The organism is Streptomyces sp. NBC_00249, assembly GCF_026342355.1.
In the GTDB taxonomy this organism is placed as follows: domain Bacteria; phylum Actinomycetota; class Actinomycetes; order Streptomycetales; family Streptomycetaceae; genus Streptomyces.
In genome coordinates this window covers 522260-543091 of record NZ_JAPEMV010000001.1, presented here as the reverse complement: position 1 = coordinate 543091, position 20832 = coordinate 522260, and the positions used below count along the sequence as shown (strand labels likewise).

Annotated in this window: 22 protein-coding genes; 16 read left to right on the top strand and 6 right to left on the bottom strand. The window is 74.2% G+C overall.

Annotation, left to right across the window (positions count from 1 at the left end):
• Positions 1-4: 4 nt before the first annotated feature.
• Both OOK31_RS02540 and OOK31_RS02535 read left to right on the top strand, forming a co-directional pair.
• Positions 5-448 carry a heme-binding protein gene (locus OOK31_RS02540; protein ID WP_267010657.1) on the top strand — a complete coding sequence of 148 codons (444 nt, stop codon included), beginning with the start codon at positions 5-7 and terminating at the stop codon, positions 446-448.
• A 75-nt stretch (positions 449-523) separates the two neighbouring features.
• On the top strand, positions 524-2176 hold the full coding sequence (locus OOK31_RS02535; RefSeq protein ID WP_267010656.1) for a glycoside hydrolase family 20 protein: 1653 nt from the start codon (positions 524-526) through the stop codon (positions 2174-2176).
• Positions 2177-2209: 33 nt separating this feature from the next.
• On the opposite strand, the gene OOK31_RS02530 is transcribed toward OOK31_RS02535, so the two are convergent.
• Positions 2210-3028 (bottom strand): endonuclease I family protein, encoded by an 819-nt coding sequence (locus OOK31_RS02530; protein ID WP_267010655.1) that lies wholly within the window; start codon positions 3026-3028, stop codon positions 2210-2212.
• Positions 3029-3246: 218 nt separating this feature from the next.
• Between OOK31_RS02530 and OOK31_RS02525 the strand changes: the two genes are divergently transcribed.
• Both OOK31_RS02525 and OOK31_RS02520 read left to right on the top strand, forming a co-directional pair.
• On the top strand, positions 3247-3813 hold the full coding sequence (locus tag OOK31_RS02525) for a DJ-1/PfpI family protein (protein WP_267010654.1): 567 nt from the start codon (positions 3247-3249) through the stop codon (positions 3811-3813).
• Between the two features lie 174 nt (positions 3814-3987).
• Positions 3988-4950, top strand: a complete 963-nt coding sequence (locus OOK31_RS02520) for an SMP-30/gluconolactonase/LRE family protein (RefSeq protein ID WP_267010653.1) — start codon at positions 3988-3990, stop codon at positions 4948-4950.
• Here the strand turns inward: OOK31_RS02520 and OOK31_RS02515 are convergent.
• Positions 4934-5746, bottom strand: a complete 813-nt coding sequence (locus tag OOK31_RS02515) for a glutamate ABC transporter substrate-binding protein (RefSeq protein ID WP_267010652.1) — start codon at positions 5744-5746, stop codon at positions 4934-4936. The genes OOK31_RS02520 and OOK31_RS02515 overlap by 17 nt on opposite strands.
• A 219-nt stretch (positions 5747-5965) precedes the next feature.
• Here OOK31_RS02515 and OOK31_RS02510 point away from each other — a divergent pair, with 219 nt between their 5' ends.
• Entirely contained in the window at positions 5966-7066 is a 1101-nt protein-coding gene (locus OOK31_RS02510) for a hypothetical protein (RefSeq protein WP_267010651.1), read from the top strand.
• Positions 7067-7183: 117 nt separating this feature from the next.
• Positions 7184-7729, top strand: coding sequence for a TerD family protein (locus OOK31_RS02505; RefSeq protein WP_267010650.1), 546 nt, complete (start codon positions 7184-7186; stop codon positions 7727-7729).
• A 202-nt stretch (positions 7730-7931) separates the two neighbouring features.
• Here OOK31_RS02505 and OOK31_RS02500 read toward each other — a convergent pair whose 3' ends face one another.
• Positions 7932-8558, bottom strand: coding sequence for a TetR/AcrR family transcriptional regulator (locus OOK31_RS02500; RefSeq protein WP_267010649.1), 627 nt, complete (start codon positions 8556-8558; stop codon positions 7932-7934).
• 209 nt (positions 8559-8767) lie between these two features.
• Between OOK31_RS02500 and OOK31_RS02495 the strand changes: the two genes are divergently transcribed.
• The 7 genes from OOK31_RS02495 (at position 8768) to OOK31_RS02465 (ending at position 14887) form a co-directional block, all read left to right on the top strand.
• Entirely contained in the window at positions 8768-9595 is an 828-nt protein-coding gene (locus OOK31_RS02495; RefSeq protein WP_267010648.1) for a phosphatase PAP2 family protein, read from the top strand.
• Positions 9592-10455 (top strand): hypothetical protein, encoded by an 864-nt coding sequence (locus OOK31_RS02490; protein WP_267010647.1) that lies wholly within the window; start codon positions 9592-9594, stop codon positions 10453-10455. Before OOK31_RS02495 ends, OOK31_RS02490 begins: the two co-directional genes overlap by 4 nt.
• A gap of 5 nt (positions 10456-10460) precedes the next feature.
• Entirely contained in the window at positions 10461-10772 is a 312-nt protein-coding gene (locus OOK31_RS02485) for a hypothetical protein (protein ID WP_267010646.1), read from the top strand.
• Between the two features lie 77 nt (positions 10773-10849).
• Positions 10850-11335 carry a ribonuclease E activity regulator RraA gene (gene rraA / locus OOK31_RS02480; protein ID WP_267010645.1) on the top strand — a complete coding sequence of 162 codons (486 nt, stop codon included), beginning with the start codon at positions 10850-10852 and terminating at the stop codon, positions 11333-11335.
• Positions 11336-11433: 98 nt separating this feature from the next.
• Complete coding sequence (locus OOK31_RS02475) at positions 11434-13062, top strand: peptide-N4-asparagine amidase (protein WP_267010644.1); 1629 nt, start codon at positions 11434-11436, stop codon at positions 13060-13062.
• A gap of 95 nt (positions 13063-13157) precedes the next feature.
• Positions 13158-14108: a squalene/phytoene synthase family protein gene (locus tag OOK31_RS02470; RefSeq protein WP_267010643.1), complete on the top strand. Its 951-nt coding sequence runs from the start codon at positions 13158-13160 to the stop codon at positions 14106-14108.
• Between the two features lie 146 nt (positions 14109-14254).
• The gene (locus OOK31_RS02465) at positions 14255-14887 is read left to right on the top strand and encodes a DinB family protein (RefSeq protein WP_267010642.1); all 633 of its coding nucleotides are present in this window, start codon (positions 14255-14257) and stop codon (positions 14885-14887) included.
• On the opposite strand, the gene OOK31_RS02460 is transcribed toward OOK31_RS02465, so the two are convergent.
• The 3 genes from OOK31_RS02460 to OOK31_RS02450 form a co-directional block, all read right to left on the bottom strand.
• Entirely contained in the window at positions 14881-15561 is a 681-nt protein-coding gene (locus OOK31_RS02460; protein ID WP_267010641.1) for a LysM peptidoglycan-binding domain-containing protein, read from the bottom strand. The two genes, OOK31_RS02465 and OOK31_RS02460, sit on opposite strands and share 7 nt — an antisense overlap.
• 389 nt (positions 15562-15950) lie before the next feature.
• Positions 15951-16559 (bottom strand): hypothetical protein, encoded by a 609-nt coding sequence (locus OOK31_RS02455; RefSeq protein ID WP_267010640.1) that lies wholly within the window; start codon positions 16557-16559, stop codon positions 15951-15953.
• Positions 16560-16602: 43 nt separating this feature from the next.
• Positions 16603-17529, bottom strand: a complete 927-nt coding sequence (locus OOK31_RS02450) for a dihydrodipicolinate synthase family protein (RefSeq protein ID WP_267010639.1) — start codon at positions 17527-17529, stop codon at positions 16603-16605.
• 71 nt (positions 17530-17600) lie between these two features.
• Here OOK31_RS02450 and OOK31_RS02445 point away from each other — a divergent pair, with 71 nt between their 5' ends.
• The 3 genes from OOK31_RS02445 to nadE all read left to right on the top strand — a co-directional run bounded on the left by OOK31_RS02445 (position 17601) and on the right by nadE (position 20752).
• Positions 17601-18596, top strand: a complete 996-nt coding sequence (locus OOK31_RS02445; protein ID WP_267010638.1) for a LysR family transcriptional regulator — start codon at positions 17601-17603, stop codon at positions 18594-18596.
• Positions 18597-18675: 79 nt separating this feature from the next.
• The gene (locus OOK31_RS02440; protein ID WP_267010637.1) at positions 18676-19761 is read left to right on the top strand and encodes an S-(hydroxymethyl)mycothiol dehydrogenase; all 1086 of its coding nucleotides are present in this window, start codon (positions 18676-18678) and stop codon (positions 19759-19761) included.
• A gap of 160 nt (positions 19762-19921) precedes the next feature.
• On the top strand, positions 19922-20752 hold the full coding sequence (gene nadE, locus OOK31_RS02435) for an ammonia-dependent NAD(+) synthetase (RefSeq protein ID WP_267010636.1): 831 nt from the start codon (positions 19922-19924) through the stop codon (positions 20750-20752).
• The last annotated feature ends 80 nt before the right edge of the window (positions 20753-20832 follow it).

Below are 20832 nucleotides of genomic sequence, written 5' to 3'. Positions count from 1 at the left end.
CCTCATGACCGCCACCCCCTCCCGCCGTACCGCCGTCGCCCCGCTGACCACCGAGGACGCCGAACTGCTCGTCGGCGCGGCCCACGCCGCCGCCGAGGAGGCCGGGGCCACCGTCAGCGTCTCCGTCCTCGACGCCGGCGGGCACCTGCTGGCCTTCCGCCGCGACGACCGGGCCGTCCTGATCTCCGGCGAGACCAGCACCCGCAAGGCCTTCACCGCCCTCCAGCTCGACGCCCCCACCGCCGACCTGGCCGACGCCGTCCGGCCCGACGGCCCCTTCCACACCCTGCCCACCGCCCTGGACAGGCCGCTGCTGTTCATCGCGGGCGGCCTCCCCGTCCACCGCGACGGCCGCCTCGTCGGGGCGATCGGCGTCGGCGGCGGCGCCCCCGCACAGGACCACGCCTTCGCGGCCGGCGCGCTGGACACCCTGAACGCCCTGCGCTGACCTCGCCCCCGGATCCTTCCGGTCGCGCGCCCGCGTCCCCCGTGCCAGGTTGGGTACGGGGGACACGGATGCGCTATGCGGAACACGACCGGGCAGCTACGCAGAGGCCGGGCCATCGCGACGGCAGCGGCCGCCGCCCTGGTCACCTTCGCCGTACCCGCCTGCTCCGCCGGCGCCGACCCCTCCCGCCAGGTCACCGGCTCCGCCGCGGCGTCCTCCGGGGCCTCCCCGGCGGCGAGCCCCGCCGCCAGCCCGGCCGAGCCGACGCCCCCGCAGCCCCCGCCGTCCTCGTACCCGCTGTCCACCGCCCCGCGCACCGTCCCCGCCGTACGGGAGCACGTGCCCGCCCGGGGTCCCGGCTGGAAGCCGGCGCCCGCCGCGCGGGTCCTCGTAGCACCCGCCGACAGAGCGGCCCTGGCCGACGAAGGGAAACTGCTCGCCGGCGAACTGGGCCTCGGGTACGCCGAGTCGGCCGAACCCCGCACCGGTGACGTCCAACTCGCCTTCGCAGCCAAGGACTCGGGGCCACCGGAGTCGTACACCCTCACCGTCGAGGGCGGCCGGGTCAGGATCACCGCCCCCGACGAGGCGGGCGTCTTCTACGGCACCCGCACCCTCAAGCAGGAGATACGCGGGGCCGGTTCGGCCCCCGAGGGCACCGTGAAGGACGCCCCGGCCAAGCCGCAGCGCGGCCTCAACCTCGACATCGCGCGCAAGTACTTCGCCCCCGGCTGGATCGAGGACCGGCTGCGCGAGATGGCCGACCTCAAGCTCAACCAGCTCGGCCTGCACTTCTCCGACGACCAGGCCTTCCGGATCCAGTCCGACAGCCACCCCGAGATCGTCTCCACCCCGCACCTCACCAAGGCGGAGGTGCGCGGCATCACCGCGCTCGCCGCCCGGCTGCACATCGCGGTCGTCCCCGAGATCGACTCGCCCGGACACCTCGGCGCCGTCCTGCGCGCCCACCCCGACCTGCAACTGCGCGACGTACAGGGCCGGGACGTGAAGGGCGCCGTGGACATATCGAAGCCTGCGGCGGCCACGCTCGTGGACCAACTGCTGCGCGAGTTCCTGCCGTTGTTCCCCGCCGGGGCCTGGCACCTGGGTGCCGACGAGTACCAGGCGCTGGTCGTCCGGGACCCGCAGGCCTCCTTCCCCCAGCTCGCCGCCGCGGCCCGGGCCCGCTACGGGGCGGGCGCCCGGGTCCAGGACCTGGCGACGGGCTGGCTGAACGACCGGGCGGCCGTGGTCCGCCCGTCCGGCAAGGCCCTCAAGGCGTGGAACGACGGATTCTTCTCGGGCGGCGTGACCCGGGCCGCCGCGGACATCCAGGCCGAGTACTGGACGGGCAAGGAAATCGGCGCCCGGCCCCCGCTGGAGTACCTGGCGGCGGGCCGCAAGGTGGTCAACCTCAACGACGAGTACCTCTACTACGTGCTCGGCGAGCCGAACCAGTTCACCTACCCCACCGGCCGGCGGATCTACGAGCAGTGGACCCCGCTGGTGCTGCGCGGCACCACCGCCGTTCCGGCCCGCTACGACGCCCAGGTCCTGGGCGCCCGCCTGGCCGTCTGGTGCGACCTGGCCGGGGCCCAGACCCCGGACCAGGTGGCCGCCGGCATCCGCATGCCGCTGGCGGCGCTCGCGCAGAAGACCTGGGACGCGCGCACCCCGCAGGCCCCCTGGACCGCCTTCCAGGCCCTCGTCACCGGGCTGGCCCGGTAGGCGGTCCGGGGGATCGCGGGACTGATCACGGGACTACCAGATGGAGTTGACCCACTCCGGGTGGTCGATGAACGGGTTCCGGTTGTGCTGGTAGGTGTCGAATATGACCTGGTTGCGGCGCTGCTCGAAGGCGTCCGGCGGGTCCATCTGGTTCCACTGCTTCAGCAGGCTGATCTTGCCGAAGAGCGGGGCGGAGCCGTTGTTGACCTTGTCGTTCATCTCCAGGTCGGCGAAGCCGTCGCCGCCGTCGTAGCGGACGGCCATGTAGAGGAGCATGCGCGCCACGTCGCCCTTGACGGCGTCGCGGGGCTCGAAGGAGTCGGCGTCGGTGTAGCTGCCCGGGGCCTCGGAGACCGGGCTGCCGCCCTTGTCGAAGTCCTTGTTGCCGCGCGTGCTGTTGACCGTGACGTCCTCGGGCCGCAGGTGGTGCAGGTCGGTGCCCGGGCCGGTGGCGGTGCCGAAGTCGCCGTGGCTCTTGGCCCAGACGTGCTCGCGGTTCCAGTCGTTGACCCCGCCGCCGTTGGTGCTCTTGGACTGGGAGCGGCCCGAGTAGACGAGGATGACGTTGTTCGGGTTCGCCGGGTCCTGGTCGGTGACCTTCAGCGCGTTCCACACGCCGTCGTAGGTGACCTTGGACTGGGTCTTGATGATGTCGTGCAGCGCCGTCTTCAGCGCGGCGCCGGTCTTGCCCTCGGCGGCCGCGTAGTACGCGTCGACGCTCACGGTCGAAGCCAGGGCGGCGTGGGGAGCCGCCGCCTGCTTCTGCTGGCCCGCCGAGGCGGTGGCCGGGACGAGCAACAGGGCGCCGGCCGCGAGGGCGGCGGCCCAAGGGGCCGTACGGGAGATTCTCATGACGTGGGGGACACCTCTCCACACGCACCGTCCCCACCAGGGCAGTTGGTGGGGTGTCAGGTGGCAGAGCGAGAGTCACATTGTCATGTGCCGAACAGGTGAAAACCATGTGTCGGGTGTGCGGATCTTGGTGTTTGCGGCCTCTGGGCGCTGGGCACGGTTGCGGTGGCCTCGGCGGGGCCCGGGCCGACCGTGAACCACCCTGACTGGAGCAGCCCATGGCAGTGAAGATCCTCATCGTGACCGGGGACGCGGCGGAGTCGCTGGAGGTCCTCTACCCCTACCAGCGCCTGCGCGAGGAGGGGTACGAGGTGCACATCGCCGCGCCCTCCCGCAAGAAGCTGCGGTTCGTGGTGCACGACTTCGAGGACGGCTTCGACACCTACACGGAGAAGCCCGGCTACACCTGGCCCGCCGACCTCGCCTTCGCCGAGGTCGTGCCCGAGGAGTACGCCGCCGTCGTGGTCCCGGGCGGGCGCGCGCCGGAGTACCTGCGCAACGACGCCGACGTACGGCGGATCCTGGCGGCCTTCGCCACCGCCGACAAGCCGATCGCGCAGATCTGCCACGGCCCGCTGATCACCGCCGCGAGCGGCGCCCTGACGGGGCGCCGCGTCACCGCCTATCCGGCGCTGGAACCGGACATGGAGGCCGCCGGGGCCCGGTTCGAGGACTCCGAGGCCGTCGTCGACGGCACCCTCGTCTCCGCCCGGGCCTGGCCCGACCACTCCGCGTGGATGCGGGAGTTCCTGACCGTCCTGCGCGCCAAGGCGCCGCTGGCGTAGCACGCGCGGCCGGTCCGCCTCGCCCTCCGTGCGGCGCCGCCCGGACGATTTCGGCCAGACGCGGACGGCGGGCGAGCGGTTCTGGCCGGATCCGGGACTGCCGTGGCAGGGGTGGTGTGCTGAGGTGTGAGCGTCAACCCATCTGCTGTGCACGTCAGTTGAGAGGATCCCACCGTGACCGGAACCTTGGGGCGCAGGGGCTTCATCGGCGCGGCCGCGGCGCTCGGCGGAGCCGCGCTGCTCGGCCCGCTCGCCCCGCTCGCGCAGGCGCAGGGTGAGCGGGCGCCGGGGGAGGGCCGGCCGGGCCCCGCCGCGATCGCCACGCCGCCCGGTTTCCAGCCCGAGGGCATCGCCGTCTCCGCCCGGGGCGTCGCGTACACGGGCTCGCTGATCGACGGCTCGATCTACCGGGCCGACCTCGCGACCGGCGCCGGCCGGATCCTCACCCGGGGCCAGGGGTCGATGTCGGTCGGGCTCAAGCTCGACGGCCGGGGCCGGCTGCTCGTCGCGGGCGGCGGCAGCGGCCAGATCCGGGTGGTCGACGCGGGCGACGGGCGGGTCCTGGCCGTCCACCAGGCCGCCACCGGGACGACGTTCGTCAACGACGTGGTCGTCGGCTGCGGCGGCGCCTGGTTCACCGACTCCTTCAACGACGTCCTGTACCTCCTGCCCGACGGCGGCCGGCAGGCGCCGCGCGCCGTGCGGCTCGGCGGCGAGTGGGCGCCCACCCCGCCCGGCGGCGCCGACTGGGGCGCCAACGGAATCGAGCGGACCCCCGACGGGCGGGCGCTGCTGGTCGTCCACGACACCGCGCAGGCCCTGTACCGGGTGGACCCGCGCACCGGCGCGGCCACCCGGACCGTGCTCGACGGCGGATCGGTGGCCAACGGCGACGGACTCGTCGTACACGGCCGCACGCTGTACGTCGTACGCAACTGGGACTACGCCGTGGACGTGTTCACCCTCGACGCGGACGGCCGGCGGGGCCGGTTCGTCAAGCGGATCACCGACCCGCGCTTCGACGAGCCGACCACGGCGGCGGTGCACGGCGGGCGCCTCTACGTGGTCAACGCCCGCTTCGACTCCGACTGGTCGGACCCCGCCACCGCCTCGACGATCGTCAGTTGCTCGTTGTGACCTGGGGCGCGGGCTCGTACTTGTAGTTCGCCGGGCCGAAGTTCTTCTTCACGGCCGCGTCCCAGGAGCCGTCCGAGACCATCTTGGTGAGCGCCAGGTTGATCTTGCGCTGGAGGTCGCCGTCGCCCTTCTTGATGCCGATGCCGTAGTTCTCGTTGCTCAGGTTCAGCCCGACCAGCTTGAACTTGCCCTCGTTGCCCTTCCGCGCCGCGTACCCGGCCAGGATGGAGTTGTCGGTGGTCATCGCGTCGACCAGATTGTCCTGGAGGGCGACGAGGCACTCCGAGTACCCGCCGAGCTCCAGCATGCTGGCCTTCGGCGCGAGGTTCTTGCGGAGGTTCTCGGCGGAGGTGGAGCCGCTCACCGAGCACAGCCGCTTGGTGTTGAGGTCCTCGGGCTTGGTGATCGTGGTGTCGTCGGCGCGGACCAGCAGGTCCTGGTGGGCGACGAAGTACGGGCCCGCGAAGTCGACCTTCTCCCGGCGCTTGTCGCTGATCGAGTAGCTGGCGGCGACGAACTTGACCTCGTTGTACTGGATCAGCAGCTCGCGGTCCGAGCTGTAGACCTGCTTGAACTCGATCTCGTTCGCCTTGTAGCCGAGCTCCTTGGCGACGTAGGTGGCCACGTCCACGTCGAAACCGGAGAAGGTGCCGTCGCTCTCGCGCATCCCGATGCCGGGCTGGTCGAACTTGATGCCGACGGAGAGGGGCTCCTTCGGGGCGTCACCACCACAGCCGGAGGCGGTAGCGGCGAGGGCGATCACTGCGGCGACCGCACCGGCCTTGGGAACCTTCATTGCTGCACTCTTTCCTCGGGAACGCGGACCACGGGGGGAAAATTCGCGGGAACGGGGCACACGCGCAACCGCGGGGGCGTCAAGGCACGTGTATGAGGAAGCTAGGAAGGTGACGGGAGTGCCGTCACTAGATCTGAGTAAAACTTGAGGATAACGATCCGGTTCCGCCGAAGGATCTTCGGCGGGACCAGGCGGTCGCGGAAGAAGGGGTCGGGTGCGGTGACGGGGACAGGAACAGGCGCGGCGCGGGTCGAGGGGAATGCGCTCCTGCTGGGCGAAGGGGTACAGGTCCGCTTCATCCGGACATTGCGCCTCCCGGAATCCGGTACGCACGGGCTCCCGCCGGGACTGGGGGAGTTCCCGCTGCGGCGGGTCGAGGACCACCCCGACACCGTCCCGCCCGAGTGGCTGGCGAAGGGCGGGGTGATGCTGCCCGTCTACCTGCGCGAGGCGATGTGGCTCAGCTTCGCGGGCTCGCGGGAGCCCGCCGCGCTCCAGGTCGGTGTCGGCAAGGTGTGCGCCGTCTCCGGCGAGCGGTGGACCGGGCGCCCGGCCCGCTCCCCGCAGAACTACGTGGTGCTGCCCCGGCAGCCCTGGCTCGACGGGATCAATTCGGGCGACGGCACGGTGCGCCAGTTCGTCGCCGTCCCGCTCGGCCTCGGGGCGACCGTCGAGGGACAGGTCACCGGTGAGGAGACCACGGGTGGGGTGCAGCTCCAGGCCTTCCCGCTGAACCCGGCCGAGCTGCGGCGCTGGCGGGAGGCCGAGCGGGCGCGCCCCGTGCCGCCCCCGCCGCCCGCGCCCGGCGGCATGCCCGCCCCGGGCGGCTTCGCCGGCTACGGCGGTCCCGTCCCGCCGCCGATGGCGGCCGCACCCCCGGGCGGCCCGGCGCCGGCTGGAGGGGCCCCGGCCCGGGCCCGCCGCGCCGCGGCCCCGGCGATGGGCCTGGGCGTCGGCGGCTCGATGCGCCAGGAGGTGTACCGCGACGAACGGGAGCTGTCCGCCTGGGCCGAGGAGCCGGCCGCGCGGATCTTCGTCCACCTGGTGACCCCGCCCGAGTGGCGCCGCATCACCGGCGAGCAGGCGCCGCCCTCGCCCGTGGACCGGGCCGCCTACACGAAGGCCGGACTGCCCTGGTTCGACTACTACGACGAGGGCGGCGCGGACCTGCCCGCCGCCGGGCCGCTGAGCGCGGTGAAGCCGGTGGGGGAGTGGCTCGGCGACGACCACACGCCGTGGGTCCCCCCGGTCCCGGGCCAGATCGTCCCGCTCGGTGACGCGCCCCTCCCGGGCGCCCCGGTGCAGGACGGCGACTGGTAGCCGCGCCGGGTTCCCCGACTGGCCGGGAACGTACGGTCGTTCGCGCGCCGGTCACCGGCCCGTGACAGCATGGCGGGGCAAGGCGGCCCGAAGTGGCCGAGGCGGAGGGGGAGTTCGGTGAGCGGAGTACGCAAGAGCCTGGCCAAGGTGGAGATCGCGCTGCGCTGGGACCCCAGCGCGGCAGGTCTTCCCCCGCACGACCTGGACATCGTCGCCGCGGTGTACGCCACCGCGGACCCGTACGGGGAGCCGCTGTACCTCGTGCACTTCGGCAGCCGCTCCCCCGACGGCACCATCACCCTGGGCCGTGACAGCCGTACCGGGCAGGGCTTCGGCTTCGACGAGGTGATGACCCTCGAACTGGACCGGATGGCGCCCGAACTGGGCCGTGTGGTGGTCGGCGTCGTCATCCAGGACGCGGGCGCGGGCGGTCCCGTGTCCGGACGCAAGCCCTTCGCCGCCGTGCCCGGTACCGGTGTGCGGATACGCGCCGGCTACGAGGAGCTCGCCGCCGGCGACCTCTCCGAGGTCGCGGACGCCACGGCCGCCACGGTCGCCGAGTTCCACCGCGAGGCCGCGGGCGGCTGGTCGCTGGACACCCGGGTACGGGGCTTCGAGGCGGATCCGGAGGAGTTCGCCCGGGTCATGGGCGCCGCACGCTGATCACGCGGATCCGGTCCTCGCACAGATCCGGGGCGCTGATCGGGGGCGCTGATCCGGTGCGCCGGGAGCCGTACGGACCGGGCGGCGGTCACCCTGCTCGGGAGTGACCGCCGCCCCGTCCGGATGGCGCGCTGCCGCCGTCCCCACGAGGCAGCGCGAGCGGGGGCCGACGTCCGGTCATCGAGGACGGCGGCCCACCGGTTCAGGGGGTTCTCGGGGCCTCGGCCCCGGGGGTAATGCCGAGGGCGGGGAGCACGGCCGCGTCGACGAACCTGACCAGGTAGTCGGCGTCCGCGTACTGCCCCTCCAGCACCGGCCGGATCCGCAGGACACCCATCAGCTGCGCGGGCAGGAACTCCACGGCCGGATGGTTCGCGGCGAGCTCGCCCCGCGCCACCGCCCGCGCCACCATCGCGTCGATCGCGGCCAGCTCGGGCTCCACCAGGGCTTCGCGCAGCGCGCCCTGGAGCTCCTCGTCGCTGAGCACGGCGTGCCCGAGCGCCTGGGTCAGCCGGGTGTCGCGCCCCGAGGTGCAGGCCGCGATCCGGGCGGCCTCCCGCAGGTCGCCCACCAGGGTCCCGGTGTCCACGCTGGCCAGGGTCCGGTCGCTGCGGCTCGCGCGCAGGGCGGCCGCGACGAGCCGGGGCTTGGTCCGCCACTGCCGGTACAGCGTGGACTTCCCGCAGCTGGCGCGGGCCGCGACGCCCTCCATGGTGAGGGCCTCGTACCCGTGCTCGCGCAACTGCTCCAGGACGGCGTCGTAGAACTCCTTCTCGCGCTCCGGCGAGATCTTGGAGCGGCGCGCGGTGACCTGCGGCGTCGACGTCATGGGGGTGCGGCTCTCCTCGCTGGCTCCTGGGGCGGGTGGCTCCGTGCTGCCGAGTGTACGGCTACGGAAGCGTATCGGTACACCAGCGTATCGATACGGGAATGTATCGATACACTGGCGTGTCGATACAAGGCGGATCCGGACCGACGGCAGCACCACGGCCGTGGACCGCCCGAAGCAGCCCGACCCGAAAGAAGTGAGACCGGGGGATGACCGCCCACACCACACCCGCCCGGCCCCCGGACGCCCGCCGCCGGCTCATACGCGAGCTGCTGCTCGTCGCGGGCCTGTTCGCCGTCTACAAGGCGGGCCGCACGCTCTCCACCGGCCGCACCGAGGAGGCTTTCCGCAACGCCGCCCGCGTGTGGGACGCCGAGCGAGCCCTGCACCTGCCCGGCGAGGGCGCCGTCCAGCGGCTGCTGCTCCACTCGGACGCCGTCGTCCACACCGCGAACACCTACTACGCGGCCGTGCACTTCCCGGCGACCGCCCTGTTCCTGATCTGGCTCTACCTGCGCCGCCCCCGGCACTACCTGTGGACCCGCAGGGTGCTGGCCGTCCTCACCGGCGCCGCCCTCGTCCTGCACCTCTCCTTCCCCCTCGCGCCCCCGCGGATGCTCGGCGCCGCGCACCTCGTGGACACCGGCCAGGTCTACGGCCCCACCGTCTACGGGGCCGCCCCCGCCACCGACACCATGGCCAACCAGTTCGCCGCGATGCCCTCGCTGCACTTCGGCTGGGCCCTGATGCTGGCCCTCGGGATGATCGCCGCCACCCGGTCCCGGTGGCGCGCCCTGTGGCTGCTGCACCCCCTCGCCACGCTGCTGGTGGTCGTCGGCACCGCCAACCACTACTGGGTCGACGCGATCGTGGCCACCCTGCTCCTGGGCGCCGCCCTCCTGCTGGTCCCGCGACCGGCCGCCGCCCCGCCCGCCGGGCCGGTCCTGCGGAGCCTGCCGCGCCCGCGCCCGGAGACCGCACGGGAGACCGCCCCGGAAGCCGCCCCGGAGACCGCCACCGCCGGGGCCGGACGATGAACGCCACCGTCCTCGCCGTCGCGCTGTGCCTGGCCGCCGCCGTGACGTACGCGGCGGCCGCCGTCGCCCAGGAACGGCTCGCCCGCCGCGCCGTGGCCCGCAGCGCCAAGGCCCTGCTCGGCAACGGCGCCTGGTGGTGGTCCGCCGGCCTGAACGCCGCCGCGGCCCTGCTGCACGCCGCCGCCCTGCGCTACGGGCCGCTCACCCTGGTCCAGCCGCTCGGCGCCCTCACCCTGGTCGCCGCCGTCCCGCTGGGCGCGCACGGAGCCGGACGGCGCGTCGCCGCCACCGAGTGGCGGGGCACCCTCGCCACCGTCACCGGGCTCGGACTGCTGCTGCTCCCCGCCTCCGGACCCGCCCCTGACGACACCCTCACCCTCGCCGAGGCCCTCGCAGTCAGCGGCGCCACCGTCGCCGCGATCCTCCTGCTCACCGCCCGCAAGGACCCCCGCTCGGGGCTGCGGCACGCCACCGCCTCCGGCCTGGCCTCCGCCGTCGCCTCCGCCCTGACGCAGACCGTCGCCGTCGCGGGCGGCCGGGGCGGGGCCCTGCTCAGCCTCCGGGTGGTCTCGGTGGCCCTGCTCGTGGTGGTGTTCGCCGTCGGCGGGATGCTGCTCTCGCAGCGGGCCTACCGGGGCGGGCTCGGAGCCCCGCTCGCCGTGGTCAACCTCGCCAACCCGCTCGCCGCCGCCGCCATCGGCATGATCCTGCTCGGCGAACGCCTCCAGGGCGGCGCGCTCGGCATCCTCCTCGCCGTCGCCGGAGCCCTCGCCGCGACCCGCGGGGTGCTGCTGCTGACCCGCACCGCGCCCACGACCTCCGAGAGCGGCCCCGTACCGGCGGGGCATGTGGCAGCCTGATCCCCATGACCGACCGCTCGTACCTCTCCCTGTGGTCCAGGAATTCGGTGCTGTCCGTCGCCTCGGTGGGCTCGGTGCTCTCCATCGGCTCCGCCGGCAGCGTGCTGTCCGTCGGATCCCTCGGCTCGGCGCTCTCCGTGGGCTCCACGGCCTCCTGGCTGAGCGCCGGCTCGGCCTTCTCGGCGCGCTCCACCCGCTCCCTGTTCTCCTACCGCTCCGACGGCGGTTTCGCCGCACGGCGGGCGGGAGCGGGCGCCTGCGCCGTGGCCGCCGCCGTCACCGCCGCCGCGCTGCTGGTCCGCGCCCGTACCCGCTGACCCCGGAACCGCCGGCCGTGCGGGCCCACCGCCTACGCTGGGCCCGCACGGCGCGAGCACTAGGAGCCCCGAACCACATGAGCGTCACCCCCGTCCCCACCGCCGACCTGTACGACGAGTACGGCGAGGCCCTCGGCATCTGCGCCACCGCCTTCCGCACCGTCGGCGGCCGCCGGCTCTTCGCCGGGCCCGTGCGCACCGTCCGCTGCCACGAGGACAACGCCCTGCTGCGCGAACTCCTCCACACCCCCGGCGAGGGCGCCGTCCTCGTCGTCGACGGCGCCGGCTCGCTGCGCACCGCCCTCGTCGGCGACCTGATCGCAGGGGCCGCGCAGCGCTCCGGCTGGGCCGGGCTGATCGTCAACGGGGCCGTCCGCGACAGCGTCGCCCTGGGCGGGCTCGCCCTGGGCGTCCAGGCGCTGGGCACCTGCCCCCGCAAGAGCGGCAAGACCGGCGCGGGCGCCGTCGACGAACCCGTCACCATCGGTGGCGTCACCTTCCGCCCCGGGGACACCGTGTACGCGGACGACGACGGCGTCGTGGTGCTGCCCGCCGGGCACTGACCGGAGCCCCGTCCCCGCCGGCGCGGCGGCGGGTTCACGCCACCCGCGGACCACGGGCCCTGGCGGCGGGCGGCCCGGAGGGGTTTCACTGCGGGCCCATGAGACGACACAGGATCACGGGCCTGCTCGGCGCGCTCACCCTCGCCGCCGCGACGCTGACCGCCGCGACCCCGGCGCTCGCCGCTTCCGGTGCCTCGGGCGCCCAGGCCGCCGACCCCGCCCCGCCCGCCGAATTCGGCACCGACTGGCACGACCCCCTCACCGTCGCCCCGCCCGTCACCCGGCCCGCGACCCGGTCCTGCCAGGTGACCCTGGCCGAGGCCCGGTTCCGGGACTTCACCCCGTACCGCGGGACGTACGCCCCGCCCGCCGGCTGCGGCCGCTCCGCCTGGGCCAAGGTCGTCCTGCGCCTCGACGGCACGGTCAAGGGCCGCCAGTACGACCGCCTCGGCAACCTCACCCTCGGCGGGGTGGAGATCCTGCGCACCTCCACCCCGCAGCCCTCGCCCGACGGCATCGCCTGGTCCGTGGAGAAGGACGTCACCCGCTACCGCGACACCCTCGCCCGCCCGCAGCCCGTCGAGATGCTCATCGGCAACGTCGTCGACGACACCTACACCGGGGTCATCGACGTCAAGGTCACGCTCACCTTCTACGCCGCCGAAGGCCGCACCGGCCCCGCCGACACCCCCGACCTGGTCCTCCCGCTCACCACCCCCGCCGTGACCACCCCGAGCAACACCGAGCGGCTCCTCGCCGAGGTGTACGCCACCGGCTCGGGCGGCGGATGCGAGGAGTACTGGTACATGACCGTCCCCGAAGCGGCCCCCTACTCCTGCAAGGCCGAAGGGGGCCCCTACCGCGAGGTCCGGGTCTCGGTCGACGGGCGGCTCGCGGGCGTCGCCGCGCCCTTCCCCACCGTCTGGACGGGCGGCTGGTCCAACCCCTTCCTCTGGTACGTCACCCCGGGCCCGCGCGCCTTCGACGTCCAGCCGATCCGCTACGACCTCACCCCCTGGGCGGCCCTCCTCAACGACGGCCGCCCGCACCGGATCGAGGTGTCCGTCGCCGGGGTCCCGGCCGGCCAGAGCGGCTGGAGCACCCCCGTCAACCTGCTGCTCTGGCAGGACCGAGGCCGCCAGGTCGTCACCGGAGCCCTCACCCGCCACGAGGAGAGCGCCCCGACCGGCAGCTCCCGCTGGACCCCCGGCACCGAGCACCGCCTCGACACCGAGGGCGGCCACCGCCTCACCACCGCCGGGTACCTCGACACCTCGCACGGCCGGGTCACCACCACCGTCACCCGGGCCGTGACCAACACCTCCGCGCACCGCTGGACCGACGGCGAGGCACGGGACGCGCTCACCGCCGCCTGGAGCGACGAGGAGAGCGTCACGCGCGGCTCCACCACCACCCGTACGGCACGCGCCTACACCATGGACGGCGAGACCACCCTCGGCGCCGGCGACCGGCTGCGCACCGCCCTGACCCTCGGGGACCGCGCCGACACGGTCACCCTGCGCGGCGGCCGCCAGGTCGACCGCGTCCGCTCCGAGGACCGGTACACGGGCGACGCCACCTACACGGCGAACGTCCCGCGCGACCAGCGGCACGCCGTCGGCACGACGACCGTCCGCCACCAGGAGTACGGGACCGGCGACGGCTGCTACGACCGCACGGCGACCACCGCCCAGGGCACGGTCACGGCCGACCGCCGCCGCTGCTGACGACCGGGACCGGCCGAGGCGGGGGCCGTGCCTCCTGAGATCGTGTAGCCCTGCAACACGTACGGTCCGACACGGTTCAAGGGAGCACGGCCACCATGCCCAGCTGGCGCAACACCCTCACCGGGGCCGGGATATCCGACCCCGGCCTCAGGGACGACTACACCCACGCCGCCCGCCGCGTGCTGCGCCGTGAACCGGCCCCCTACCTCGCGCTGCGCCTGCTGGCCGCGCCGCCGCTGGTGCCCTGGCTCGCGGCCGGACTGGCGTTCATGAACCTGGTCGACGACGTCGCCGAGACCGGCAGCGCGCAGCGGCGGGCGGCCGCACTCGCCGCCCTCACCGGGCGCGTCGAGGCGGCCCTCGCCTCCGGTCCGGGGGAGGGTCCCGACCCGCTGCTGCGCGCGTACGCCCATGCCGCGCGTACCCGGGGCCTCCCCGGCCACTGGATCACCCGCTTCCTCCAGGGCGCCGCCACCGCCGAGGCCGGCTTCGACGGTTTCGCGGCCGAGGAGGACTTCCAGGCGTACCTCGACGCCTACGCCTGGCCCGGGGTGCTGGTCTTCACCGGCCTCCAGTACGAGGGCGGCCCCGACGCCGAACAGGCCGCCGGGTGGCGCGCATTCGTGGACGCCGCCCAGCGCGTCGACTTCCTCGCCGACCTCTCCGGGGACCTCGCGGAAGGCAGGCTCTGCATCCCGCGCGCCCGCCTCGACGAGCACGGCGTGACCCGGGCCGATCTGGAACGGGCCCGCGACACCCCGGCCGTACGCGGCCTCCTCGCCGCCGAGTGCCTGCGCGCCCGTACCGCCCTGGCCGCCACCGACGGCATCCTCGACCTCGCCGCCCCTGGCCTGCGCCCCGTGGTCGCGACGATGACCGAGCTGATGGCGCACCAGCTCACCGCCGTGGAACGGGCCGGCTCCGCTGCCCTGCGCCGCGACATCGGCTACGGCTTCGCGGCCCCGCTGCGCACCCTGGCCCGCGCCCGCCGCGCCCGCTCACGCGCCGGGCTCCGGCCGCCCGCAGGCCCGGGGGCCCGGGCCTGAGGGCGGGGCGGACCGGCACCGCCGGCTCCCGGGCACCTTCGACTCCCCCGAAAACCGGGACGCGGTGGGGGCGCCGGCTGTGGCAAGGTGGCGGGTCGCAAGATCGTCCCGCCGCCGTGTTCCGGCCGTACGCACAGGAGCGTCTCGTGACCCCACCCCGACTGATACCGCTGCTGGAACAGTTCGACTTCGCGCGGGAGCGCCTCGCGGGCCGGATGGCCGGGCCCGTCATGGACAGCGGTGACGGGACGGACACCGTGGTCGGCCCGATGAGCGACGAGGAGTACCTCTGGGAGCCGGTGCCCGGCTGCTGGTCGGTGCGCCGGCGTACGGACGGGCCGGGGTCCCGGGCGACCTTCCTGGCCGGCGCCGGTGACTGGGGGCGCGACGCGGCGGCGTACCCGCACCCCTGGCCGCCGCCGTTCACCACGCTCGCGTGGCGCCTGAGCCACCTCGGCGAGATGCTGACCCTGCGGGCCGACCACACCGCCGGAACCCGCACCCTGACCCGGGACGTCCACCCCGTGCAGGGGGACGCCCGGGGCGCGGTGGCGGCGTTCGAGGCGGGCGCCGAGGCCTGGCGGAAGGCTCTGCTCGGCGTCGACGACGCCGCGTTGGACACCGTCGGGTACTGCACCTACCCCCACGGCAGCGACGCGGAGGAGCCGTTCCTCGACATCGTGTGGTGGGTCAACCAGGAACTGCTGCACCACGGGGCCGAGATCGCCCTGCTGCGCGATCTGTACCGCGAGCGGCAGGGCCGGCGACTGCCTCAGTAGGCCCCGTTGACGTTGTCGATCGAGCCGTAGCGCGCGGCGGCGTAGTTGCAGGCCGCGGTGATGTTGGCGACCGGGTCGTAGGAGTCCATCGGCGTACCGGGGACGTGATAGGTGCGGAAGGTCGGGTCGATGACCTGGAGGAGTCCCTTGGAGGGGATTCCGGCGGCCGCGTTGGAGTCCCAGTTGTTGATCGCCAGGGGATTGCCGGAGGACTCGCGCATCACATTGCGGTGAATCCCGTTGTAGGACCCGGGAATTCCGTGGCGGGCCATCACGTCCAGGGACTCGCGGATCCAGCCGTCGAGATTGTTCGGGTACGAGGCGGCGGCCGGCTCGGCCGCGGCCTGCACCGCGCCGGCCGTCTTCGCGGCGGCGCCGAGCCGGAGGGTGGTACCCGGGCGGATCACCGACGGGTTGTCGCCGACGACGGTCCGGTTCGCGGCGTACAGCTGCTGCCAGCCGCCGCTCACGGAATGCTCCGCCGCGATCTTGGAGAGGGTGTCTCCCGCGACCACGGAATAGGTGGTGGGGGCCTTGGCGGTCTCCACCGCCCCGGCACTGGTGGCGCTGATCAGCGGCAGGGCCAGGACGGCCGCTCCGCCGGTGCCGGCGAAGGCCAGGCGGCGGGCGATCGGGTTCTGCTTCGGCCGGCGGTGCTTACCCGTTGCGGGCATGGCGCTGTTCCTCACGTGGGGGTACGGGAGAGCCCCGGCGGCGGCCGGATTCGGCATTCGGCCGCCGGGAATGAGGGTGACCGTAGGCGAGTGCGCGGGGCCGGAACAAGACGCGAATTCCGCCCGGAGATCGACTTCCCGCAGGCTGTGCGGTAAATGACCATGAAGCCTTCTGCGGGCAAGGGTCGATTTCCTTTCCGGGAAAAGGGAACCGGCCTATTCGGGGAAATTGATGTTGACCCGCCGTGCGTGACCCACATCACGGTTTAAAGGGCCTCCCGGTCGCCCGGCCCAATACGGGCAATTCGCGGGCCGATACGGCCGATCCGGGCGCATCGCACGATGGCCCCAAATCGCCCACAAGGGGCTCTTTCCGGCGCGTTCGCCATTCAGGTGCCGACCGGCAGCAGCGCCCTGACCGCCGCCGCGGCCTCCCGTGCCGCGTCGGCGTGCCAGTGGACCGTCCGCACCTGCCGGCGCCGCCCCCACAGGTCGACGGCGGTGACCGGCCGGACCAGCTCCAGGGTCACCGAGGTCTGGGAGGCGACCGCCAGGTCCAGGACCCCTTCCTGCTGGGTGTTCGCGTCGGGGAAGCGGGCCCCGTGCCGCACGGAGGCGATCAGCTCCAGCGGTATCCGCAGGTCGAAGCCCGCACCCCGGCGCACCCGCACCCCGCCGGCCCCCACCACGTGCGGCCGGGTGACCGCCGCCGCGTGCAGCCCGAGCGTCACGAGCAGCAGGTAGAGGTCCACGACGAGCATCACCAGGTGCGCCACCGGATACGCGGCGAGCATGAAGGGCGCCGCGACCGTGTCGACCGCGCACACGAAGATCAGCCCGTACGAGGCCGGGGCCTGGGCGCGCGCGTACCCGAAGGCGGTGTCCCCGTCCCCGACGCCGTGGCGGCGCCGGGCCGCCCACAGGGCGAGGCTCACCGCCCGGCGCCGCTCGTGCTCCGCCAACCGCCGTGTCCACCTGCCGAGTTCCTTGATCCTCATGGCCTCCAGTCAAACACGGTGCGCTCAACTCCCCCCGCAACCGTCAGATTTCGGCCAACTCCTTGAGTGCGGCAGCCACCGCCGCCTCCGAGGCCGGCAGCAGCGGCAGCCGTACGTCGGGCGTCGGGATCCGCCCGAGGGCGTGCAGCACCCCCTTCACCACCACCGGGTTCGGCTCCGCGAAGACCGCCGCCGACAGCCGCGCCAGCGCGTGCCCCAGCGTCCGGGCGCGCGCCACGTCACCCTCCCGCCAGGCCGTCGCCAGCTCCACGAAACGCCCGGTCGCCAGGTGCGCGGAGGCCAGGATCCCGCCCGCCGCGCCGAGCGCCAGCAGCGGCGACACGTACGCGTCGTCCCCGGCCAGCACCTGGAACCCCTCCGGCGCGTCGCCCAGCAGGGCCACCGTGTCCTGGTCGATCCCGCCGGCCGCGTACTTCACCGCGGCCACCCCGGCGAGGGACCCCAGCGCCCGCAGCGCGGCCGCGTCCAGCGGCTGCCCCGTCCGGTACGGGATGTGATACACGACCAGCGGTACGGGGCTCACCTCCGCCAGCCGCGCGAAATGGGCCGCCGTGCCCGCCGCCGAGGGCCGTACGAAGGCGGGTACCGTCACCAGCGCCGCCCGCGCCTCGGGCCACCGCGCCAGCCGGGCGAGGGAGGCCTCGGCCGCCCGGGTCCCGCTCGCCCCGGCCCCCACGGTGAGCAGGGCCCCCCGCTCCCGGCAGACCCGGGCACAGACCCCGGTGACCAGGTCCCGCTCCGCCTCCTCCAGGGTGGCCGTCTCGGCGGTGGTGCCCAGCGCCACGATCCCGCTCGCACCCGCGTCGAGCACCTCGTGGGCCAGTGCCTCCAGCGCCTCGGCGGCGACCTCCCCGGTCCGGGTGAAGGGGGTGACGAGCGGTACGTGGATCCCTTCGAGGTCGAGGTCGAGGTCGTGCCGCATGGGTTCTTCTCGGATGTCCTGTCGCATGGGAACGAGCCTCGCCCGCCGCGAGCATCGAATCCAGTTCGCGTTTCTTCACCAAACCGTAAGCTGAGCCGATGCTCGACGTACGCCGCCTGCGGCTCCTGCGGGAACTCGCCCGCCGCGGCACCATCGCCGCCGTGGCCGAGGCCCTGGCCTTCAGCCCCTCCGCCGTCTCCCAGCAGCTCTCCGTCCTCGAACGCGAGGCCGGGCTGCCGCTGCTGGAGCGCACCGGCCGCCGGGTCCGGCTCACCCCGGCCGCGCAGAACCTGGTCCGGCACGCCGACGCCGTCCTGGAGCGGCTGGAACAGGCCGACGCCGACCTCGCCGAGGCCCGCAGCGGCCTGGCCGGGGCCCTGCGGATCGGGGCCTTCCCCACCGCCACCCGGGCCATCGTCCCGGCGGCGCTGGTCGATCTGGCCCGGCGGCACCCGGGACTGGAGCCGATGGTCCGGGAGACCGACCCGGCGGCGGTCGCGCACGCGCTGCGCGCCGGGGACCTGGACGTGGCCCTGGTCCACGAGTACGACTTCGTCCCCGCCCCGCCGGAGCCGGGGCTCGCGACCCGGCCGCTCTACACGGAGGCGATGTACCTCGCGGAGCCCGCCGCCACGGCCGGCGTGCGCGCGCGGGACTCCGTACCGGCGCCGCACCCCGGACCCGGCCAGGACCCGGCGCGGGCAGCCGAGGCAGCGGCGCAGGCCCAGGACGCGGTACTGCGGGCCCACCAGGACGCCCCCTGGATCACCGCCACCCCCGGCACCCTCTGCCACGCCATGACCGTACGGGCCTGCCAGGCGGCCGGTTTCGCCCCTCGGATCCGGCACCAGGTCGACGAGTTCGCCACCGTCCTCGCCCTGGTCGCGGCCGGGCAGGGGGTGGCCGTCGTACCGCAGCTCGGGGTCACGGGGCCGGCGGACCCGGCCGTCTCCCTCACCCGGCTGCGCATGGAACGCCGTACGAAGATCGCCTTCCGCAGCGGGGCCGCCGCCCACCCCGCCGTGGCCGCCTTCGCCGCCTCGCTCCGGGCCGTCGTACCGTCCGGTCCGGCCGCACCGCCTGCGGGAACCTGACACAACTCCCTTACCGGTCGGCGTCCGTGTACGTTCGATGATCCGGATACCGACCGACCGAATCAGAACGGGGTACGAAGTGACACATCGCGTACGAGGCGTCATCGCACGGAGCAAGGGCGCACCGGTGGAGACGACCACGATCCTCGTGCCCGACCCGGGGCCCGGCGAAGCCCTGGTCAAGGTCCAGGCCTGCGGGGTCTGTCACACCGACCTGCACTACCGGGAGGGCGGCATCAACGACGAGTTCCCCTTCCTCCTCGGCCACGAGGCGGCCGGGATCGTCGAGTCCGTCGGCCCGGACGTCACCTCCGTCGCCCCCGGGGACTTCGTGGTCCTCAACTGGCGTGCGGTGTGCGGGACCTGCCGGGCCTGCAAGCGCGGCCGCCCCTGGTACTGCTTCGCCACGCACAACGCCACCCAGCCCATGACCCTGGAGGACGGCACCCCGCTCTCCCCGGCGCTGGGCATCGGGGCCTTCGCCGAGAAGACCCTCGTCGCCGCCGGACAGTGCACCAAGGTGGACCCGGCCGCCTCGCCCGCCGCCGCCGGACTTCTGGGCTGCGGGGTGATGGCGGGCCTCGGCGCCGCCCTGAACACCGGCAACGTCGGCCGGGGCGACTCGGTGGCCGTCATCGGCTGCGGGGGAGTGGGCAACGCGGCCGTCGCCGGAGCCCGGCTCGCGGGCGCGTCGAAGATCATCGCCGTGGACCTGGACGACCGGAAGCTGGAGTGGGCGCGCGGCCTCGGAGCCACGCACACGGTCAACGGCAGCAAGCAGGACGTGGTCGAGGCGATCCAGTCGCTGACCGGCGGGAACGGCGCGGACGTGGTCATCGACGCCGTCGGCCGCCCCGAGACCTACCGGCAGGCCTTCTACGCCCGCGACCTCGCCGGCACCGTGGTGCTCGTCGGCGTCCCCACCCCGGAGATGAAGCTCGAACTCCCGCTGCTGGACGTCTTCGGACGCGGCGGAGCGCTCAAGTCCTCCTGGTACGGGGACTGCCTGCCCGAGCGCGACTTCCCCCTCCTGACCGACCTCTACCTCCAGGGGCGGCTCGACCTCGACGCGTTCGTCTCGGAGACCGTCGCGCTCGACGAGGTCGAGGACGCCTTCGCCCGCATGGAGCGCGGCGAGGTGCTCCGCTCGGTGGTCCAGTTCTGACCCCCTGACCCCCTGAGCCGGTACCCACCCCACCGGCGGCGGCCCGCACGGCGCCGGTGGGGTGGTCGGGCGGGCCCGCGCGGACCCCCGCCCGGCGGTGTCGACTAGGGTCTTCCCCACAGCGAACCGCGTACCGCACGCACGACCCCGAGGAGCAGCCGTGACCGAGTCGGCGTCCACCGCCCTGCAGCAGGAGATCGCCCGCGAGCTGCTGGTGAGCGAGACCTTCGACGCGCAGCGCGAGATCGAGCGCCGGGTGGCCTTCCTCACCGAGCGCCTCACCTCGACCGGCCTGCGCTCCCTGGTCCTCGGCATCAGCGGCGGCGTCGACTCCACCACCGCCGGCCGCCTGTGCCAGCTCGCCGTGGAGCGGGCCCGCGAGGCGGGGCACGAGGCCACCTTCTACGCCATGCGCCTGCCCTACGGGGTCCAGGCCGACGAGAAGGACGCCCAGCTCGCCCTGTCCTTCATCAACGCCGACCAGGTCCTCACCGTCGACGTGAAGCCGGCCAGCGACGCCGCGCTCGAGGCCTCCGTCGCCGGCGGGGTGGCCTTCCGCGACGCGCACCACCAGGACTTCGTCCAGGGCAACATCAAGGCCCGCCAGCGCATGATCGCCCAGTACGCGGTCGCCGGCGCGCACGACGGCCTGGTCGTCGGCACCGACCACGCCGCCGAGGCGGTGTCCGGCTTCTTCACCAAGTTCGGTGACGGAGCCGCCGACCTCGTCCCGCTGACCGGCCTGACCAAGCGCCGGGTGCGCGCCGTCGCCGACGCCCTGGGCGCCCCGGCCGAACTGGTGTGGAAGGTGCCGACCGCCGACCTGGAGACCCTCGACCCGGGCAAGGCCGACGAGGACGCGCTCGGTGTCACCTACGACGACATCGACGACTTCCTGGAGGGCAAGCCGGTGGACGGCCGCGCCTTCGAGATCATCGCCCGCCGCTACCGGCTCACCGAGCACAAGCGGCAGCTGCCGATCGCCCCGTAGCGCCGTCCCGTGTGCCCCGGAGGCCTGAGCCCCGGGGCACACGGCACAGGCCCGGCCCGTCGGCTTCGCGGTCTCCAGCG

Bases quoted from the DNA above. Each gene is read 5' to 3' on its own strand.
- OOK31_RS02535 (WP_267010656.1), top strand. From the start codon at position 524: ATGCGGAACACGACCGGGCAGCTACGCAGAGGCCGGGCCATCGCGACG.
- OOK31_RS02525 (WP_267010654.1), top strand. From the start codon at position 3,247: ATGGCAGTGAAGATCCTCATCGTGACCGGGGACGCGGCGGAGTCGCTG.
- OOK31_RS02500 (WP_267010649.1), bottom strand. From the start codon at position 8,558: ATGACGTCGACGCCGCAGGTCACCGCGCGCCGCTCCAAGATCTCGCCG.
- OOK31_RS02495 (WP_267010648.1), top strand. From the start codon at position 8,768: ATGACCGCCCACACCACACCCGCCCGGCCCCCGGACGCCCGCCGCCGG.
- OOK31_RS02490 (WP_267010647.1), top strand. From the start codon at position 9,592: ATGAACGCCACCGTCCTCGCCGTCGCGCTGTGCCTGGCCGCCGCCGTG.
- OOK31_RS02450 (WP_267010639.1), bottom strand. From the start codon at position 17,529: ATGCGACAGGACATCCGAGAAGAACCCATGCGGCACGACCTCGACCTC.
- rraA (WP_267010645.1), top strand. From the start codon at position 10,850: ATGAGCGTCACCCCCGTCCCCACCGCCGACCTGTACGACGAGTACGGC.
- OOK31_RS02470 (WP_267010643.1), top strand. From the start codon at position 13,158: ATGCCCAGCTGGCGCAACACCCTCACCGGGGCCGGGATATCCGACCCC.
- OOK31_RS02460 (WP_267010641.1), bottom strand. From the start codon at position 15,561: ATGCCCGCAACGGGTAAGCACCGCCGGCCGAAGCAGAACCCGATCGCC.
- OOK31_RS02530 (WP_267010655.1), bottom strand. From the start codon at position 3,028: ATGAGAATCTCCCGTACGGCCCCTTGGGCCGCCGCCCTCGCGGCCGGC.
- OOK31_RS02475 (WP_267010644.1), top strand. From the start codon at position 11,434: ATGAGACGACACAGGATCACGGGCCTGCTCGGCGCGCTCACCCTCGCC.
- OOK31_RS02445 (WP_267010638.1), top strand. From the start codon at position 17,601: ATGCTCGACGTACGCCGCCTGCGGCTCCTGCGGGAACTCGCCCGCCGC.
- OOK31_RS02455 (WP_267010640.1), bottom strand. From the start codon at position 16,559: ATGAGGATCAAGGAACTCGGCAGGTGGACACGGCGGTTGGCGGAGCAC.
- OOK31_RS02515 (WP_267010652.1), bottom strand. From the start codon at position 5,746: ATGAAGGTTCCCAAGGCCGGTGCGGTCGCCGCAGTGATCGCCCTCGCC.
- OOK31_RS02485 (WP_267010646.1), top strand. From the start codon at position 10,461: ATGACCGACCGCTCGTACCTCTCCCTGTGGTCCAGGAATTCGGTGCTG.
- OOK31_RS02540 (WP_267010657.1), top strand. From the start codon at position 5: ATGACCGCCACCCCCTCCCGCCGTACCGCCGTCGCCCCGCTGACCACC.